At 63.6% G+C, this 16,237-nt stretch carries 19 protein-coding genes and 1 pseudogene; 1 reads left to right on the forward strand and 19 read right to left on the reverse strand.

Going from position 1 to position 16,237, the window contains the following annotated elements:
• Position 1: 1 nt before the first annotated feature.
• The 18 genes and pseudogenes from HQN78_RS12915 to fliQ form a co-directional block, all read right to left on the reverse strand.
• On the reverse strand, positions 2-679 hold the full coding sequence (locus HQN78_RS12915) for a hypothetical protein (RefSeq protein WP_235084196.1): 678 nt from the start codon (positions 677-679) through the stop codon (positions 2-4).
• Complete coding sequence (locus tag HQN78_RS12920; RefSeq protein WP_235084197.1) at positions 676-1,113, reverse strand: hypothetical protein; 438 nt, start codon at positions 1,111-1,113, stop codon at positions 676-678. Before HQN78_RS12920 ends, HQN78_RS12915 begins: the two co-directional genes overlap by 4 nt.
• The gene (locus tag HQN78_RS12925; protein ID WP_235084198.1) at positions 1,114-2,436 is read right to left on the reverse strand and encodes a FliI/YscN family ATPase; all 1,323 of its coding nucleotides are present in this window, start codon (positions 2,434-2,436) and stop codon (positions 1,114-1,116) included.
• Positions 2,433-3,116, reverse strand: coding sequence for a FliH/SctL family protein (locus tag HQN78_RS12930; RefSeq protein ID WP_235084199.1), 684 nt, complete (start codon positions 3,114-3,116; stop codon positions 2,433-2,435). The genes HQN78_RS12925 and HQN78_RS12930 overlap by 4 nt, the downstream gene beginning before the upstream one ends.
• Entirely contained in the window at positions 3,109-3,648 is a 540-nt protein-coding gene (locus HQN78_RS12935; RefSeq protein ID WP_166451300.1) for a hypothetical protein, read from the reverse strand. The genes HQN78_RS12930 and HQN78_RS12935 overlap by 8 nt, the downstream gene beginning before the upstream one ends.
• Positions 3,648-5,030 carry a flagellar basal-body MS-ring/collar protein FliF gene (gene fliF / locus HQN78_RS12940; RefSeq protein ID WP_235084200.1) on the reverse strand — a complete coding sequence of 461 codons (1,383 nt, stop codon included), beginning with the start codon at positions 5,028-5,030 and terminating at the stop codon, positions 3,648-3,650. Before fliF ends, HQN78_RS12935 begins: the two co-directional genes overlap by 1 nt.
• Positions 5,031-5,210: 180 nt before the next feature.
• Positions 5,211-5,489: a flagellar hook-basal body complex protein FliE gene (locus HQN78_RS12945; RefSeq protein ID WP_235084201.1), complete on the reverse strand. Its 279-nt coding sequence runs from the start codon at positions 5,487-5,489 to the stop codon at positions 5,211-5,213.
• On the reverse strand, positions 5,486-5,929 hold the full coding sequence (locus HQN78_RS12950; RefSeq protein WP_166451303.1) for a flagellar basal body rod protein FlgC: 444 nt from the start codon (positions 5,927-5,929) through the stop codon (positions 5,486-5,488). The genes HQN78_RS12945 and HQN78_RS12950 overlap by 4 nt, the downstream gene beginning before the upstream one ends.
• Positions 5,930-6,151 (reverse strand): hypothetical protein, encoded by a 222-nt coding sequence (locus tag HQN78_RS12955; protein ID WP_235084202.1) that lies wholly within the window; start codon positions 6,149-6,151, stop codon positions 5,930-5,932.
• Positions 6,152-6,284: 133 nt separating this feature from the next.
• The gene (locus tag HQN78_RS12960; RefSeq protein WP_235084203.1) at positions 6,285-7,409 is read right to left on the reverse strand and encodes a flagellar basal body P-ring protein FlgI; all 1,125 of its coding nucleotides are present in this window, start codon (positions 7,407-7,409) and stop codon (positions 6,285-6,287) included.
• Positions 7,410-7,439: 30 nt separating this feature from the next.
• Positions 7,440-8,363, reverse strand: coding sequence for a flagellar basal body P-ring formation chaperone FlgA (gene flgA / locus HQN78_RS12965; RefSeq protein ID WP_235084204.1), 924 nt, complete (start codon positions 8,361-8,363; stop codon positions 7,440-7,442).
• Complete coding sequence (gene flgG / locus HQN78_RS12970; RefSeq protein WP_166451307.1) at positions 8,363-9,142, reverse strand: flagellar basal-body rod protein FlgG; 780 nt, start codon at positions 9,140-9,142, stop codon at positions 8,363-8,365. The genes flgA and flgG overlap by 1 nt, the downstream gene beginning before the upstream one ends.
• 15 nt (positions 9,143-9,157) lie before the next feature.
• Positions 9,158-9,472, reverse strand: a complete 315-nt coding sequence (locus HQN78_RS12975) for a flagellar basal body rod C-terminal domain-containing protein (protein ID WP_235084205.1) — start codon at positions 9,470-9,472, stop codon at positions 9,158-9,160.
• Positions 9,465-9,836, reverse strand: a complete 372-nt coding sequence (locus HQN78_RS12980; protein WP_235084206.1) for a flagellar hook-basal body complex protein — start codon at positions 9,834-9,836, stop codon at positions 9,465-9,467. Before HQN78_RS12980 ends, HQN78_RS12975 begins: the two co-directional genes overlap by 8 nt.
• A gap of 12 nt (positions 9,837-9,848) precedes the next feature.
• Positions 9,849-11,900 carry a flagellar biosynthesis protein FlhA gene (gene flhA / locus HQN78_RS12985; protein ID WP_235084207.1) on the reverse strand — a complete coding sequence of 684 codons (2,052 nt, stop codon included), beginning with the start codon at positions 11,898-11,900 and terminating at the stop codon, positions 9,849-9,851.
• Positions 11,901-11,937: 37 nt separating this feature from the next.
• Positions 11,938-12,998, reverse strand: a pseudogene (locus HQN78_RS12995) (flagellar biosynthesis protein FlhB).
• Positions 12,999-13,841, reverse strand: a complete 843-nt coding sequence (locus HQN78_RS13000) for a flagellar biosynthetic protein FliR (protein ID WP_235084210.1) — start codon at positions 13,839-13,841, stop codon at positions 12,999-13,001. It abuts the pseudogene before it with no gap.
• Entirely contained in the window at positions 13,775-14,041 is a 267-nt protein-coding gene (gene fliQ, locus HQN78_RS13005; RefSeq protein ID WP_107731646.1) for a flagellar biosynthesis protein FliQ, read from the reverse strand. The genes HQN78_RS13000 and fliQ overlap by 67 nt, the downstream gene beginning before the upstream one ends.
• 1,184 nt (positions 14,042-15,225) lie before the next feature.
• On the opposite strand from fliQ, the gene HQN78_RS13010 reads away from it, so the two are divergent.
• A complete protein-coding gene (locus HQN78_RS13010; RefSeq protein ID WP_235084211.1) occupies positions 15,226-15,555 on the forward strand; it encodes a hypothetical protein in 330 nt (109 codons plus the stop codon).
• Positions 15,556-15,902: 347 nt separating this feature from the next.
• On the opposite strand, the gene HQN78_RS13015 is transcribed toward HQN78_RS13010, so the two are convergent.
• Positions 15,903-16,229: a hypothetical protein gene (locus HQN78_RS13015; protein ID WP_235084212.1), complete on the reverse strand. Its 327-nt coding sequence runs from the start codon at positions 16,227-16,229 to the stop codon at positions 15,903-15,905.
• Positions 16,230-16,237: the final 8 nt, after the last annotated feature.

A 16,237-nucleotide genomic window follows, 5' to 3' on the forward strand; every position in this document is an offset into this window, starting at 1 on the left:
TTCACCCCTGTTTCAAAATAGGCAAGCCGCCTGCGGCGTTTTCCTGGAAGACCACCGCGCCGTTGACGGCCAGCATCGCCAGCCGCCCTCCCTTGTCCCGGAGCTGACGAGCCAGCCGTTGCCCCAGAGCCTCGGCCTCTCCGGCGTCAAGCCTGGCATCCCTCACCCAGACCCGCACTGCTCCCTGATCGGCGAAGACCGTAATCTTGCAGGGCTTCAACCAAGTTCTCAGCGTCGCCGCCGTCTCGGCGTCCAAGGCCGCCTCCGTGGCGAGCGGCGCTTCCGCGCTGTCCCCGCCGTCCGCCGCCGGCCTTACCGGCGCCGCCTGTCCACCCTCTGCCCTCGCCTTCGCCACCGCCTTCAAGCCTAAGCTCTCCATCGCGACCGGCGTTCCCGCGTCCACGGCGCGTAGGCCCTTCGGGGCCGGTTCGGCGCCGCGCGGGGCCATCCAAGGCAAGGCTTCGGCCTCATTTGGCAAGGAGCCTGGCCGGCCCTCGACAGCCAATTCGGCGCTCGCGTCCATCCCATCGCCCAGCCGTATCGCCCTGCACACGCTGTGCTTGGCCAGTTCGGCCTCCAGCTGTCTTTGCCATTGCCGGCCCGCCTGCGGCTCCGGCGCCTCGCGCCGCGAACGCGCCGGCGCGCCGCCCGGCTCTCCATCCAACACGATGACGCTCATGCGCCTCCTTGCCTGCGGCGTTGCAGCCAAGCCTCGTCCTGCTCGCGGAACACTTTGCGTTGCTCCCGCTCGCGCGCGGCCAACCGATGACGCTCTTTATGTTTTTCCACCTGCCTCAGTTCCGTGCGCGCATGCTGCAAAACGGCCCGCGCCTGCGCCCAATCCCGCTCTGCCTCGCTCACGTCCTGCGACAGCGCTTGGCAGCGCAGCCGCTGCTCCCGCAAGAAATTCAGGGCGGACAAGTACAGGGGCGGGTTGCCCGCCAACACGCCCAAGGCCTGTTCGCAAACGCGCATGTCCTCCTGTGCCCGACTTAGAATCTGACGAGCGGCCTCCAGACGGTTCTCGGCCGCCGACAAGGCCTGACGCGCCAGTTGCAATGATGACTGGCGAAAGCCCAGCAAGGGTTCCAGGCGGTAAGGAAAACCCGTCATTTAGCCTCCTTGCAGCACAGCGGCCAAACTCGTCAGCGCCGCCGCTCTGCCCTCGCGCTGCCGAGTATCCTGTTGCAAAAAAGCCTCCAAGCCGCTTTTGCGCTCCAAAGCCTGATCCAGCTCCGGATTGCCGCCAGGACGATAGGCGCCCAACTCCAGCAAGTCCTTGCTCGCCGCCAGCACGCTCAGCGTTTTGCGGCAAGCCTTCATAACGTCTTGCTCGTCCTCCGAGGCCAGCGCCGACGACAGACGGCTGACGCTGCCCAACACGTCGATCGCAGGAAAATGTCCGGCATTGGCCAGTTCGCGCGACAGCACGATGTGGCCGTCCACAATGCCGCGGACGCTATCGGCCACCGGATCGTGAATATCGTCGCCCTCCACCAGAACGGTGAACAAGCCGGTGATCGAGCCGCCCTCCTTGCGCGTGCCGCAGCGCTCCAGCATGCCGGCCAGCTCGGAGAACACCGACGGGGTGTAACCGCGCGAGGTGGCTGGTTCGCCAATGGCCAGGCCCACTTCCCGGCGGGCCATCGCATAACGGGTCAGCGAATCCACGATCAACAACACCGAGCGGCCCTGATCGCGAAAATGCTCGGCCACCGTCACCGCGCTCAAGGCCGCCGCCTCGCGCACTAGCGCGGGCTCGTCGGCGGTGGCGACCACCAGCACCGAACGCGCCAGCCCGGACTCGCCCAGGCTTTCCTCGATAAACTCCAGCACTTCGCGGCCGCGCTCGCCAATCAGGCCCACCACCACCACGTCGGCCGCGCAATTGCGAACCAGCATACCCAGCAGCGTGCTTTTGCCCACGCCGCTGCCCGCCATGATGGAAAGCCGCTGCCCGTAGCCTATGGTCAGCATGCTGTCTATCGTCCGGACGCCGGTTTCCATCACCCGGTTGATCCGGCTGCGGCCCAACGCCGGAATCGGCGCGCTGCGCACCGGCCTTCGCCCGGCAAACTCGATCTCTCCCTTGCCGTCCAGCGGCCGGCAAAACGCATCCACCACCCGCCCCAGCAGCGCATCGCCCACCGGCACCGAAAACGCGTGTCCGGCGGACACCACTCGAGCGCCCAGCAGCAGGCCGTCCACCGGGCCGTAGGGCAGCAACTGCAAGCGGTCCCGATCCAGGCCGGCCACTTCGGCCAACACCGCCGGTCTGTCGCCGGCCAGCTCGATATGGCACAGATCGCCCAAGCCAATGCCGGCGGGTCCGCAAGACTCCACCAACAGACCGACTTTACGGCTGACGTAGCCCACGCGTTCCACCAGATCGGAGGCGTGGATCGCCGCTCGCAATTGCTCAAGTCCGGGCGTCATCGCGCTCTGGCCTCTTGCAGACTCCGGCGCAAACGCTCCATCTGCGTGGTCATGCGTGCGTCGATATCGCCATGCAGGGTTTCAACGATGCAGCCGCCCCCGTCCAGACTGGCGTCCGCCACCACGCTCACCTCGCGGCCCGCCTCGCTCAACGCCGCATCGTCGCCCGCAAGCAAGGCCGCATCGGCCGGATGGAGGCGCACTCGCACCGGTTCGCGTCCCGCCGCCTCGCTCAAGGCGCTACGCACGCAGGAACGCGCCAGTTCGGCGGACAGCGGCATCTCGCCTATCATGCGCGCCAGCGCCTCCAGCAGCAGCGGCGACAGCATGCGCTCCACCTCCTCGTGCACCGCTTCGCGGACGCCGCCCAAGGCGGCCAGCAAGGCCTTGCCCTGAGCGCCCAGCGCCTCGCGCACGCGGAGCGATTCGGCCTCGGCCTGCGCCATGCCCTCTCGATACCCTTTCTGGCGCGCCGCGGCGCGCAGCTCTTCGCACTCGGCCTGGCATTTGGCGCGCGCGGCGTCGATTTCCGCCGTCGCGCGCTCGCGCATGGCCTGGATCTCTTCTAGAGCCGGCTGCCGAGCCGCCTGGGAAGGCGCCGAATCCGCACGCGGCCGCTCAGTGGCGGCGGCCGAATCCGCGCTTTCTCTAATGCCGGGATTACGGAGGATCTCACTCATGGCGCAGCCTCCCCAACCAGGCCCGCAGCCTCAAACCCAAGCCGGTCGGAGCCTGCTCCATGCCGGCCGGACGCACCGAAGGCCGCTCCGGCACCGCCGCCGTCAACGCTTGCAAGCGCTCCCGCATGGCTTCACGCAAAGCCGGCGCCGCTTGCGTCTCTCCGCCGGACCACTCACGGCGCAGGCTGTCAATGCGCCCGCGCCAGGCTTCCGCATCCTGAGCCGCGTTCAGAAGCTTGCCGCGCTGCTCCGCGCCCAGCGCATGCCCAAGCGCCGCCAGCATCCACACCGGCTCGGCCAGCAAAACCTCCAGCAAGGGCTCCGCGCCGCGGTTCAACAGATCCGCGCCGGCAGAAGACGCCGGCGGCTCCAGTTCATCCGCCTGTTCGGTCAACGGCCTATCGTCCAATTGCTCCAGCGCCTGGCCGAGCAAAACGCGCTCCTCCTCCGTCAACCGGGATTCGAGCCAAGTCCGCTCTTCGGGCCGCAGCGCGGACACCGCCAAGGCGGCCCGCAAACTCTCCTGCCCCATCACTTGCCGCCTCCGGCCTGCTCCGCCGCCAGCCAGCGCTGCACCTGCCGCAGCAAGCGTTCGCGCTCGGATTCCGTCAGCGTGCGCGCAGTCGTTCTGCGTCGCAGCAAACCGCCGCCGATCAAGCCCAGCGCCAACAGTATGGCCGCGCCGCCCCACAAGACCCATTCGCCGACGCCTTTCTCTTTTTGGCGGGCGGGCGAGGCCGACACGGCCTCCGCCGCCTGCGTCGCCGCCACCGGGGTCACATTGTCCATCACGGAAAAAGCGATGCCGTCGCCGCGGCCGCTATCCAGTCCCACCGCCATGGAGATCACTTCGCGCAGCCGCTCCACCGTGGCGTCGGACAAGCTGGTATTGGTCACGATGCCGACGCTGATATGCTTGACCGCCCCGCCGCCGCTGCTGGTCTGCCGCAACTCGCGGCCAACCTGGTATTCCGCGTCCAGGGATTTATTGCCCCCGGCCGACGACGGCGCCAGCCGCGAAGCATCGCCATCCTGCCATTGCTCTTTCCGGCGAACCAGGATGCCCTTGTCCGAACCATCGCCGATCACCGACTCGCGCGTCAGCTTGTGCGAGGAGAGATCCAAGGCCACATCCACGCTGACCGCCGCCTGGTTCTGCCCAAGCGCCGTATCCAGAATGCGGCTCACTTTGTCGGCCAAATAAGCTTCGGTTTCCTTTTTCAACTGCAAGCCGGCGTCTATGCCCGCCACGCCTTCTTCGTCCTGCGCGCGCGCCGACAAGGCCACGCCGCGCTGGTCCAGCACCGTCACCGCGGCGGCGTCCAGGTCCGGCACCGAAGCCGCGACCAGCCGCTGGATGCCGCTGACCTGCTCCTGCTGCAGGCTCTTGCCGCCTTTCAGCGTCACCCAGACCGAAGACTTGGCCTTGGCGCCGCGCTTGCGCAACATTCCGCCCTCCGGCAACACCAGGTGAACGCGCGCGTTCTGAACTTCGTCGAAGCCCATGATGGTGCGCGCCAATTCGCCCTGCAGCGCGCGCAGATAATTGATCTTTTGCGCAAACTCGGTCACGCCGAACTCCGCATTGTTGAACAGCTCGAAGCCCACCGAGCTCTTCAGATCCAGGCCGCCGCCCAGCAGCTTCATCCGGGTCTTGTACAACAAATCCTTTTCCACCTGGACGGTCTTGCCTTCATCCGTCAGCTGATAGGGCGTTTTCTGCTTTTCCAGCGCAGCCACCACGCTGGCCGCGTCGCGCGCGTCCAGATCGGCAAACAACACCTGGTAATCGACGCGCCCGGACCACCAGAACGCGCCGGCCGGCAACGCCACCGCCGCCAGCGCGCCCGCCACCAGGAGGGCGCGCCCCGCGCCCGAAGAGCGCTGCCACAGCGCCTTGAAAAAATCGACCATCTCTCGCCTATCCAATCAAATATCCACATCGCTGTTTACGATCTCGCGAACTTGAGCGAGACCAGGCGAAAACAGCAGAGGAAGCGGAGTTGCCATCAAATCAATGAACACTCCGAAGATGTATTCACCGCGCAACGTTAAGACGACGCGCAGCAGATCGTATCGGTCCTAAACCGCTCGTCACACCTGCATCCTCATCACTTCCTGATAAGCGTCCAGCACCTTGTTGCGCGCCTGCATGAACAGCTCGAACTGCATGCGGGTCTCCTCCATCCGCAACATCACCTGGTGCAAGCTGCCCGCCTGGCCGGTCGCCACATCGTTGAGCAAGCCGCCCAGGCTGTTTTCGGACTTCTCCAGCTGGGTCAGCACTTTTTCAAATCCGGTCGGCGCCAAGGGCTTGGCCGTCGCGACGGACAGAGAATCCGCCAGCGCGCTGCCGGCAATGGCCTCAATCATTGTTTGCCTCCAATTTCCAGCGCCTTCTGCATCATCGAGCGCCCCGCGTTGAACGCGGTCACGTTCGCTTCATAAGACCGAACCGCCATGGTCAGCGCAAACATCTCTTCCAAAGTGTTCACGCCGGCGTATTGCACATAGCCTTGCGCGTCGGCCAGGGGGCTGGACGGCTCCAACACCTTGCGGGCCGGCGCGTCGGACTCCACCACCACGGCGCGGATGCCCCCAGGCGGAGGCAAGCCGGCCTCCGCCCGCGCCAGCGCCTGGCCAAACTGCGCGCCCACCGGCTGGGTCATCACCCGCAAGGGCTTGGCCAGCGGCGCGCCCGGCGCCGCCGCCACATTGGCGTTGGCGATATTGCGCGCGGCCACTTCCGCCCGCAGCTGCTCCACGTCCATGCCGCTCTGGCTGATCGCCAGCGACTCCCAAAGCCCGGCCACTTAGCGCCTCCCGTCCGAAATCGCCAACTGCATGATGGCCAGCTGCTTATTGATGCCCTTGATCAGGGTCTGGTAACGCAGCGTGGTATCCGCCAGCTGCGACACCTGGTGGCTCAACTCCGCGGCGGAACCCGCCGCTCCGGGAGCAATCGCGGGACGCCGATCCGGCAGAATGCGTGGCCCGGCGCCCTCCGCGCCTTGCAAGGCGGATTCGAAGTCCACGCGCAGCGGCGTATAACCGGGGTATTGAGATTCGCGATGTTCTGCGCGATGACCTGCTGCCGCAGCACCAGGCCGTCCAGTGAGCGCGAGACGGTTTCGCCAAGCGAAGCGATTTGCATTGCCCCTTCCTCCCTTATTGAATGACCAGTTCCGCGCGCAGCGCGCCGGCGGTTCTGACCGCCTGCAATACCGCGATCACGTCGCGCGGACTGGCTTGAATGCGATTGAGCGCCGCAACCAGATCGGCGATGGTGGAATTGCCTTTCAGGCTGATCCCCGGCAAGGGCTTTTCCTGGACCGCGACGCGGGTCTGCGGCACCACCGTTGTCCGCACATCGCGCGCGGAGCCAAACAGCGAAGGCGGTTGCGACACCAGATAATCGGTTTCCACCGATATTTTCAAGTCGCCATGTACCACGGTGACGGCGGAGAGCATCACATTGCCGCCCGCCACCACAGTGCCGGTGCGTTCGTTCACCACTACCCGCGCGCGGTCATCCGGCGTCACCTCGATCGCTTCGATCCGGCTCAAAAGGCTGGTCGTGCCCGCCTCCGAGGCCGCGTCCACCCGAATCCCCACCTTGCCGGCCCCCAGCGGGCTGGCGAGATTGCCGCCCAGCTTCTGATTGATCGCCCGCGCAATGCGCTCGGCCGTGGTGAAGTCCGGCGCGGACAACAGAAATTCGGCCATGCCGTTGCGGATGAAGCGGGTGGCCACAGCCTGCTCCACAATGCCGCCGGCGGGAATCTGTCCTACCGTGGGATGATTTTTCTGCACCCGGTTGCCATTGCTGTCGTAACGGTAGCCGCCAACCGACAGCGCCCCCTGCGCCAGCACGTAGACCTGGCCATCGCCGCCCTTCAGCGGCGTCTGCAGCAAACTGCCGCCCAATAAGCTGCGGGCATCGCCGATGGACGTCACGGTGACGTCCACTCGCGCGCCGGGCTCCAGCAAGGGCGGCATATTGGCGGTGACCATCACCGCCGCCGCGTTGCGGCTATTGACCTGGTCCGGCCCTAAATTGACCTCGAACTGCTTGAGCAGGTTGGCCAGCGATTGCTGGGTCATCTGGCTGCGCGCGCTGTCGCCGCTCCCCGCCAGGCCCGTCACCAGGCCATAGCCGATCAACTGGTTGTCACGCCAGCCATTGAAGCGGCCCAAGTCCTTGATACGCTCGCCCGCCTGGGCCAGCGCAACGGTCAGCGCCAGCAACGCGCCGCCTTGCAACACCCGCAAGCACCATGTTCTCTTATTCATTTCCGCTCGACCCTGCCAGGCCGCCTGTTGTCACAACACATCCACCACGCCGTCAGCCACGACGATGGCCTTGAACACGGATTGATCCCGCTCCCGTCTGACGTAAACCAGCTGCCCGATGGCGCCGTCGCCCAAGGCTTCCGCGCCCACTTCCAAACGGATCGCCCCGCTGCTCAAACGAGCCAACACCCGCTCTCCCTTGCGCACCCGCGCCGCCGGCCTGGCGTCCGCCAGCCGCAGCACCGTTCCCGCTGCCAGGTCCCTGGCGGCGGCCATGCCCTGCAAAGAGGACAGCGGCCTTGCTTCCGTCCAGTCCGCCAGCGTTTGCTCGGCATTGGCCGCGGACAAGGCTTCGCCTTTCGCCACCGCCCGGCTGGCGCGATACACCGGCCGCAAACAACTCACCTGAAACCAAACCGGCCAACTGCCGTACAACTCGGGTCCTTCAAACACATCCAGCCACACCGCCATCCGTCTCGCCAGAGCGGGCGCGGCGGGCAAACGCGCCGCTAGGCGGACGCCTTGAGCCGGCAGCTGCGCTTTGATCTCGTTCCGCTCAGGCTGAAGCTCCAAACGCTCGCACTCGCCGGCCAACCCGACTCGCAAAGCCTGCTCCGCCTCCTTGGCCAGCGCGGGCGCCGCCGCTTCTCCGCCCGCGCGCGTAACCGTCAGCCGCTCGGGCAACCGTACCGGCCAGCGCTCCGCCTCCACTCCCAGCGTCATCCGCCACGCGCTCAATAACTGCGCGCGCCCCAGTGTCCGGATTTCCCCGGCCTTCAGGCCGGTGGCCAGCGGCCGCGCCTCCAGCGCGCGCCGCAACGCGGCGGGAACCTCCCCCTCCAACGCCTGAGCCAGGTTGACACTGCGGCCCTCCACTTCAAGCGCGCTCCGCGCCGTCAGCGGCTGAGCCGGAATCGACGCCGCCCACACCGCCAGCAGCGCGGCTCGCTTCATCAGCCGCGCCGCAAATTGTTGACGATGGACTGCATCTCGTCCGCGGCCTGGATAATGCGGGAATTGGCTTCAAACGCGCGCTGGGCCAGCATCATGCTGACCAGTTCGTCCGCCATCTTCACATTGGAGCCTTCCAGGTATTTTTGCGCCAACTTGCCGCGCCCCTCTTCCCCGGCCAGCCCCATCTGCGCGGCGCCGGACTGCTCGGTCGCCTGATACAGGCCCTCTCCCACCGGCTTGAGCCCGGCCGGATTATTGAACATGGCCAGCTCGATCCGGCCGACGTCCAGCGTCTTACCGTCCTCGGTCAACGCGGAAACCCGGCCGTCCTCGGCCACCCGCAGGCCGCGGGCGTCTCGCGGCAGCGTAATGGCGGGCTCCAGCGGCTGACCGCTGCGCAGCTGCAACAAACCGTCCTCGCCCACCCGCAACGAACCCAAGCGGCTGAACAGCTGGCTGCCGTCCGGGTTGCCGACGGCGACAAAACCCTCGCCATTGAGCGCAACGTCGAACTCCGACTCCGACGGCCGCAAATCTCCCTGGCTGAACACTTTTTCCACCGCGCTCAGCCGCGTGCCCAGGCCCAAATAGGCCGCGCCGGCGGTTTCGCCCTGAGCCGGCGTCTGCCGCGCGGATTCGCGGTAGACCAGATCCTCGAACACCGCTTGCGAACGCTTGTAAGCCGGCGTGTTCATATTGGCCAGATTATTGGCCACCGCCTCCAAGCCGCCTTGCTGCGCCGCCATGCCGGTGGCGCCCACATACAATGCATCAATCACGATTCCGTCCTCGTCTTAAAACTCGCCCAAGCTGCGCAGCGCCTTGTCCCACACCGCGTCCATGCCTTGCACCGCCTTCTGCACCGATTCGAAATGGCGGGTCGCCTCCATCAACTCCACCATTTCCCGCGTGGAGTTCACATTGGACATTTCCAGAAAACCCTGTCGCAAACGGCCCGGGCCGCCCAAGTCCTTGGGATCGACCATGGCTCCGCTGACCCGGTACAAGCCGTTGCCGGCGGCCTCCAGCCGCGCGTCCTTGGCCGGGTAAACCAGCTTGATGCGGGCCACCGCCAGCTCCTTCTGGAAAACCTGACCATCGTCAGCCACGCGAAAAGCGCCCGGCTGCAGAAAGATCTCCCCTGCTCCCCTCCAGCGGCATGCCGGATTGGGCCAGCACCAGCCTGCCTCGGCTGTCCAGCCGCAACGCGCCGCCGCGGCTGAGGTAAGCGCCACCGTTATCCTGCGCGGAGAAATAACCGGGACCCTCTATCGCCAGATCCAAATCGGAACCCGTACGGCTCATCGCGCCTTGCCGCCCATCCGCCAGCGCGCCGGCCTGGACGTCCCCGCCCAGGGTGAACAAGCGCTTGTAACCCGTCGTATTGCTGTTGGCGATGTTGTGGGCCACGGTATTGACCCGGTTCATATCGGCTTGCATCGAAGCCGCCATCGCGTTCAATAACTCGCTCATCCGAGCCCTCCGTCAAAACGTCACTGCGGCGAAGGCCTTCAAGCCCACGCCCGGCGGCACTTCGTTCAAGGCCAGCACATGCAGGTGCGGCATCATCCGCGCGGTCAGCTTGCGCAAATTGGCGCGCACCTCCGGCGCGCACAACAGCACCGGCATATGATTGGCACCGGCCATCCTTTCGGACTCGGCCAACATCTTCTTCAGCAGTTGCTCGGCAAACCGCGGGTCCAGCGCCAGCGAAGCGGCGCCGCCCTCGCTGCGGCGCAAGCCGTCGTACAAGGTTTGCTCGATGCCGCCGTCCAAGGTGATCACGTGCAAAGCGCCGTCGCCATCCAGCAGCGGCGCGCAAATCACGCTGCCCAGACGCTGACGCACGCGCGTGGTCAATTCGTCCACGTCCTTGCTGGCGCGCGCCGCATCCACCAGCACCTCCAGAATCGTGTCCATGCGCCGGATAGACACCTTCTCCTGCAACAAGGCCTGCAGCACCTTCTGGATTTCGCTGAGCGTCATCACATTGGGCAGCAGCTCGTCCAACAGGCTGGCCTGGGTTTGGCGCAAATGCTGCGCCAGGCGCTCCACTTCCTCTCGGGTCAGCAAGTCCGCGGAGTGTCGCTTCACGATTTCGGAAAAATGCGTCATGAACACCGTGGCGGCGTCCACCACGGTGTAGCCCAGCTCGCGCGCGCGCGGCCGCTGCGCGTCCTGAATCCAGATGGCGGGCAGGTTGTAGGCGGGATCGGTAGTGGGCGTGCCTTCCAGCTTGCCGCGCTCGCCGCCGGGATGGATCGCCAACCAGGCGCCGGGCTCCAAACGCCCCTCGCCCGCCTTGTCGCCCTGCAAACGGATCTGGTAAGCGCCGTCGCGCAAGCTCTTGCTTTCCCTCACCTTCACCTTGGGCAGCACCAGACCGGAATCCAACATGTATTGCTTGCGGAACAGAGCGATGCGCTCCAACAGCAGGCTGCCGTCCTGCCCCATCAGCGGCATCAGATCCGGCGCCAGCTCGATGGACAACAGATCCACCCTCAGTTCGTCGTACAGCGAGGCGTCGGCCGCCTCCGTCTCCGCGGCGGCCTCATCCACCAGGCCGCCGTCTTCGGCGCCGCCCCGCAAACGGCGCAGCGCCAGGCCGCCGCCGGCGAACAAAGCGGCCAGCATCAAGGCAGGCAAGGCCGGCAAGCCGGGCAGCAACGCGGCCAGCCCCAACGCGCCCGCCACCATCAGCAAAATATTGGGATAGGCGGTGAACTGGCCCAGCACCTCGCTGCTCAGCCTGTCGTCCGACGCCGAGCGCGTGATGATGATGCCCGTGCCCACCGAAATCACCAGCGCCGGCACCTGGGTCACGATGCCGTCGCCAATGGTCAGCAAGGTGTAAGTCTGCAAGGCCTCCTGCCACGGCATACCGTGCTGGGCCACGCCCACCGCGAAACCACCCACGATATTGATCAGCATGATGATGATGCCGGCGATGGCGTCGCCCTTGACGAACTTGCTGGCGCCGTCCATCGCGCCATAGAAGCCCGCCTCTTTCTCCAGCTCCTTGCGTCTACGCTGCGCCTCCGTCTGATCGATGAAGCCCATGTTCAGATCTGCGTCGATGCTCATCTGCTGACCGGGCATGCTGTCCAGCGTAAACCGCGCCGCCACCTCCGCCACCCGCTGCGCGCCGCTGGTCACCACCACGTACTGCACCACCACCAGGATCAGGAACACGATCACCCCGATCACATAGTTGCCGCCCACCACATAGGAACCAATGGCGCCGATCACCCGGCCGGCGTCGCCGTCGGACAGGATCAGCCGGGTGGCGGACACGTTCAGCGCCAGACGCAGCAAAGTGGCGATCAGCAACACCGACGGGAAGGTGGAAAAATCCACCGGCTTGCGCACATAGAAGGTCAGCAACAGCACAAACAGCGCCAAACTGAAATTGCCCAGCAACAGCGCATCCAGCACTCGGGCCGAAACCGGAGTGAACAAGACGAACAAAATGCCGACCATCAGCAGGATGATCGACACGTTCGCCCCTTCTTTGAACAACTTGAGCAAGCTACTCATCTAAAACGCCATCGCAACACCGCCTGTCTCCGGCAGTTCAGCCCTTCTTGACCCGAAACGCCCAAACCAGCGCCTTGGCCACATCGCTGAAATAAGCATCGGGAATCCATTCATCCACATCCACATCGCGAAACAAACCGCGCGCCAACGGCCGGTTCTCCAGAATCGGCACGCCATGCCGCCTGGCGGTCTCTTTCATCTTCAAAGCCATCTCGCCGGCCCCCTTGGCCAGCAGCATCGGCGCCGCCATCTTGCCGCGCTGGTACTGGATCGCCAGCGCCAGATGGCGGGGTTCACCACCAGCACATCCGCCTCAGGCACCCGCGACGCGGCGCGCGTCTTTTGCAAAAACTGCCGGCGGATTTCCTTCAGCTTGGACTTGATCCGCGGGTCGCCTTCGCGCCGCTTGTACTCTTCCTTCACCTCGCGCTTGGACATCCGCAGCTTCTTGCTGAGCGTGCGCTTCACAAACAGCCAATCCACCACCGCCGCCAACAGCATGACCAAGGCCATATAGCGCAGCACTTGCAGCAGAGCGTTGCCGGTGGCCGCAGCCACCCGGCCCGGCCCGGCGCCGGTCAACAACAGCCAGTCCGGCAGCATCTCCCGGATGATCCAGTACAGCACCAGAGAGAAAGCCAGAAACTTGATGCTGGACTTCGCCGCCTCAAACACGGATCTCAAGGTGAACAAGCGCTTGAGACCCTCCATCGGATTGAGCTTCTGCCAATCCGGCTTCAAGGGCTCCGTGGAGAACAGCAGCCCCACCTGAGCGGCTCCGGCCACGCCCGCCGTCAGCGCCAACAACAGCCATAAGGGAAGCAGGGTCTGAAACAACTCCAGCGCCAATTGCCGCATCCACACCGACAAGGCCTGCTGCGCAAACGACCACTCCCCCGCATGCGACAACAACAGAGAGAACAGGCCAAGACAATGCCGCGCCATGCCGGGACCCAAAGCCATCAGCGCCAGCAACAGGGTCAGGGCCGACACCACGCCCAAGACATCCTGACTGCGCGCCACCGACCCCTTCTTGCGGGCCTCCTCGCGCTTATGCGGCGTCGCCTCTTCCGACCGGTCCTGCTCTTGCTCCGCCACCTAGCTCCCCTGGAAGCTCGCCAGATAATTCAATATCGAGGCAAACCAGCGTTCAAAAAAACCGCCCAAACGCGGCAAGATCACCGCCAGCACCGCCAGACCCACACCCACCTTCACCGGCATGGCCATCACGAAAGCATTGAACTGAGGCATGGAGCGGGAAATCAGCGCCACGCCCACATCAATCGCGAACAAGGCGATCAACAGCGGCGCCGCCAATGAAAGCGCCAACGCAAACAGCACGCCAAACTGCCCCAGCGCCCGCTCCGCCAGCAGCAGGCTGACCGGCTCGCCCACAGGCAGGGCCTCCAACAAAAAGACCATCGCCTGCAACAACATGTGGTGCCCGTTCACCGCATAGACATACGCCACCGCCAGCAGCTCGAACGCCAGGCCCATGGCCGCGCCGGATTGCTTCGTCAACGGATTGATCACGCCCGACAAGCCAAAGCCGATCTGGGTATCCAACAAACGTCCCGCAAACGCCAGCGCGCCAAACGCGCACTGCACGCCAAAACCAAGCACGGCGCCGATGAACAACTCGGTCAAAGCCTGCCCGGCCAGCACCCAGCCATTGGCGGGCAAAGCCAGCCTCAACCCCAGGCCGTACGTCATCAGCGCCGCCAGGCTCAAACCCAGCAAGCCGCGCACCACCCCGGGCACATTGGCCGCGCCTATCACCGGCGTTAGCAACAAGACTGGCGCCAAACGCAGCGACAGCAAAAAAGAGGCGTATAGCCAGGCCAAATCCAGGGGAAAAGACATTGAGAAGCGTTTCAGAACAAGGACGGGATACTGCCGATCACGCCCGCGGCGTAGTTCACCAGCGACTTCAGCATCCACGGGCCAAACAACAGCAGGGCCGCGAATACCGCCAGCAACTTGGGCACGAAAGCCAAAGAGGCATCCTGGATCTGGGTCACTACCTGGATCACGCTAACCAAGATGCCCACCACCAGGCTGAACAACAGCACGGGGCCGGCAATGGCCAAGGCCATCCACATCATTTGCGACATCAACTGCAGTGATTGATCGCCCGTCATTCCACCCGCCCTCATGCGGCGGCCTGGTTTTTGATGCGCAATCAACGCAAAAACAACCAAACCGCACAAATGATACGGATATTAACGATATTCATACTTTTTTACAACATACCATGACAATATTTACAAACACAGAAAACCCAATTTAAATACATGATTTTTAAGTACAAATTCAAAATTTCAGCCATTTTCAGCCGCTGCAACCATGAGCTCCGCCTCTTTATCAGCAGTAAAAATCACGCCATGCAAAGCCGCCGCCAAGATTAAACCGCAACATAACGGCAACCATTCAAGCGCACAGCGGCTTAGAACCTGTTCAAAGTCTCGCGGACAAGAGTGAGATGAGGAGAAAACCGCTGAGACAGCGGACTGCACAAGCGCTATATGAGCATTTCGAATGCTGTACTAACCGTGCGATGTCTGACGAAATGCAACAGACTTTGAATAGATTCTTACAAATCCCAGGCAAGGCAGAGAGCAAAGCATCCCCTTCACACCATCTCCGGCGCCTTGACAGGTATTGAAGAAACGTCGCAACCCGGTAGTAACGCAGCAAGAAGGAGAAAGCGCGCCCTCATGCCGGCTGCGGCAGCGCCTAAGCGTGGCCGGACAGTACGGCAGGCATGAAACCGCGGGAAACAAGAGTAAAACGATGGCCGCCCACTTAATAGAGAGCAGCCAGCAGACTGGGAAGAACAGACAAGGAACAGACACAAAACCCTGTGGCCGCCAAACGAGGGGCTCCCCGACAAGCTCTTCAAAACGCCACTCGGGTCCGGTTGAAATACGGCAGCAAAGTCGTCCATCGCCAGAAGTAAAGAAGGATACAGCAAGGCGCAAAGAGCAGCTCCGTTACGCCATCCCCGCCGCAAGCCACGCGGACACGCGCTAGGGCCTGGCACGACGCAAGCCGCTTGCCTCCCCGCCGCAAGCACGTGATAATCCGGCCGTGCTGTGACTCAGCACCGGGCTTGGCAGCTCGAACCAGTAAGGCGGACAGCCGCCGCACGCGGCATTTTTACGTCCGTTGCACACCACAGGGTAAGTCTTACGCTAAGACTGGCCGTGGTGGGGGCGTGCTTGCACGCGCCGGGTCCTTACTGCCGGTCTGCCAACCCTGCCACGCGCCTGTCTCCACGCTTGGCAGCTAAGGGGGCAGGTTTAACGCTCAGTAAGGAGTCATCATGACTAGCCCCGTTCATGCTCATTCCCACCACATCCCTTCTCTCTCCACTTTGCTTTTCCAACTGAAAAGCTTGCGTCAGCAGGATGCCACGCTCCACCCGATTGACCCGCTATTGCGGCAACTCGACGAGTACTGCGAACACTTCGATCACAGCCTTCATCTGCTCAGCCTGGAATTCAATCAAGTCAGCGCCGCCTTGTCGGCGCTGGCGGCAATGCTGGAGCAATCCAAGCTAGACATGCTGGAATGCGAGCAGGTGTATTGCCTGCTGGAACCCTTCGCCCATCGTTTGCAACAGACTACGAGGCAGATGCAGGAACTGGCTTGAGCCTTATAAACGACCAAAGCCCCGCGAGGGGCTTTGGGGAGGCTTGGGCTTATAAATTACGGCGCGGTCAAAGGTCGTGTTGCCAAGGTGCCGCGTGGGCAAGCTTTTTGGCTTGCCCACGCTACTTGCTGGAAGCGTTCAACGTGAAGAAATAAGGCGGGATGAGGCGCGGCCGAGGGGCCGCGCTACTGGCAGCGAGCCATGACGTAGGTCCAGACCCTGTTTAATTGGTGAGTATGCAATACCAGAGACATCAGTTACAAGAAGCGGCTTTTGATGAAGGTTTCGAGGGCTATCCGCATGAGGCGGGCAAACCAAATGACTTACCCACCCTACTTGCCACTTTCCTACAAAGGGTTATCTTCAAGATAAGCTTTCAAGTCCAGCAATCCAACCCCAGGAGCTCCAGCCTCTAGCCACTGCATAAAAACATCTGGAAATGAACTTTCAACCTTTCCATCTTTAACTTGAGAAACAGTTGTTTCGCCAAATTTTTCAACAAATCGGAGGTGGTATAAAGCGCCCACCCACAACTGGCCAAGAGCATTATCCATTGGAGCCCCTTCAGATGCTTCTGATGTATAAGGTGACTCCCCCTCCATAAGGGCAAGCACATCAACTGCTCTCCCTTGGCGAACAAGATACAAAATTAACTCAGCCTTATCACTCAACACGAGACATA

It is taken from the genome of Chromobacterium sp. Beijing (genome assembly GCF_021496765.1).
Classification (GTDB): domain Bacteria; phylum Pseudomonadota; class Gammaproteobacteria; order Burkholderiales; family Chromobacteriaceae; genus Chromobacterium.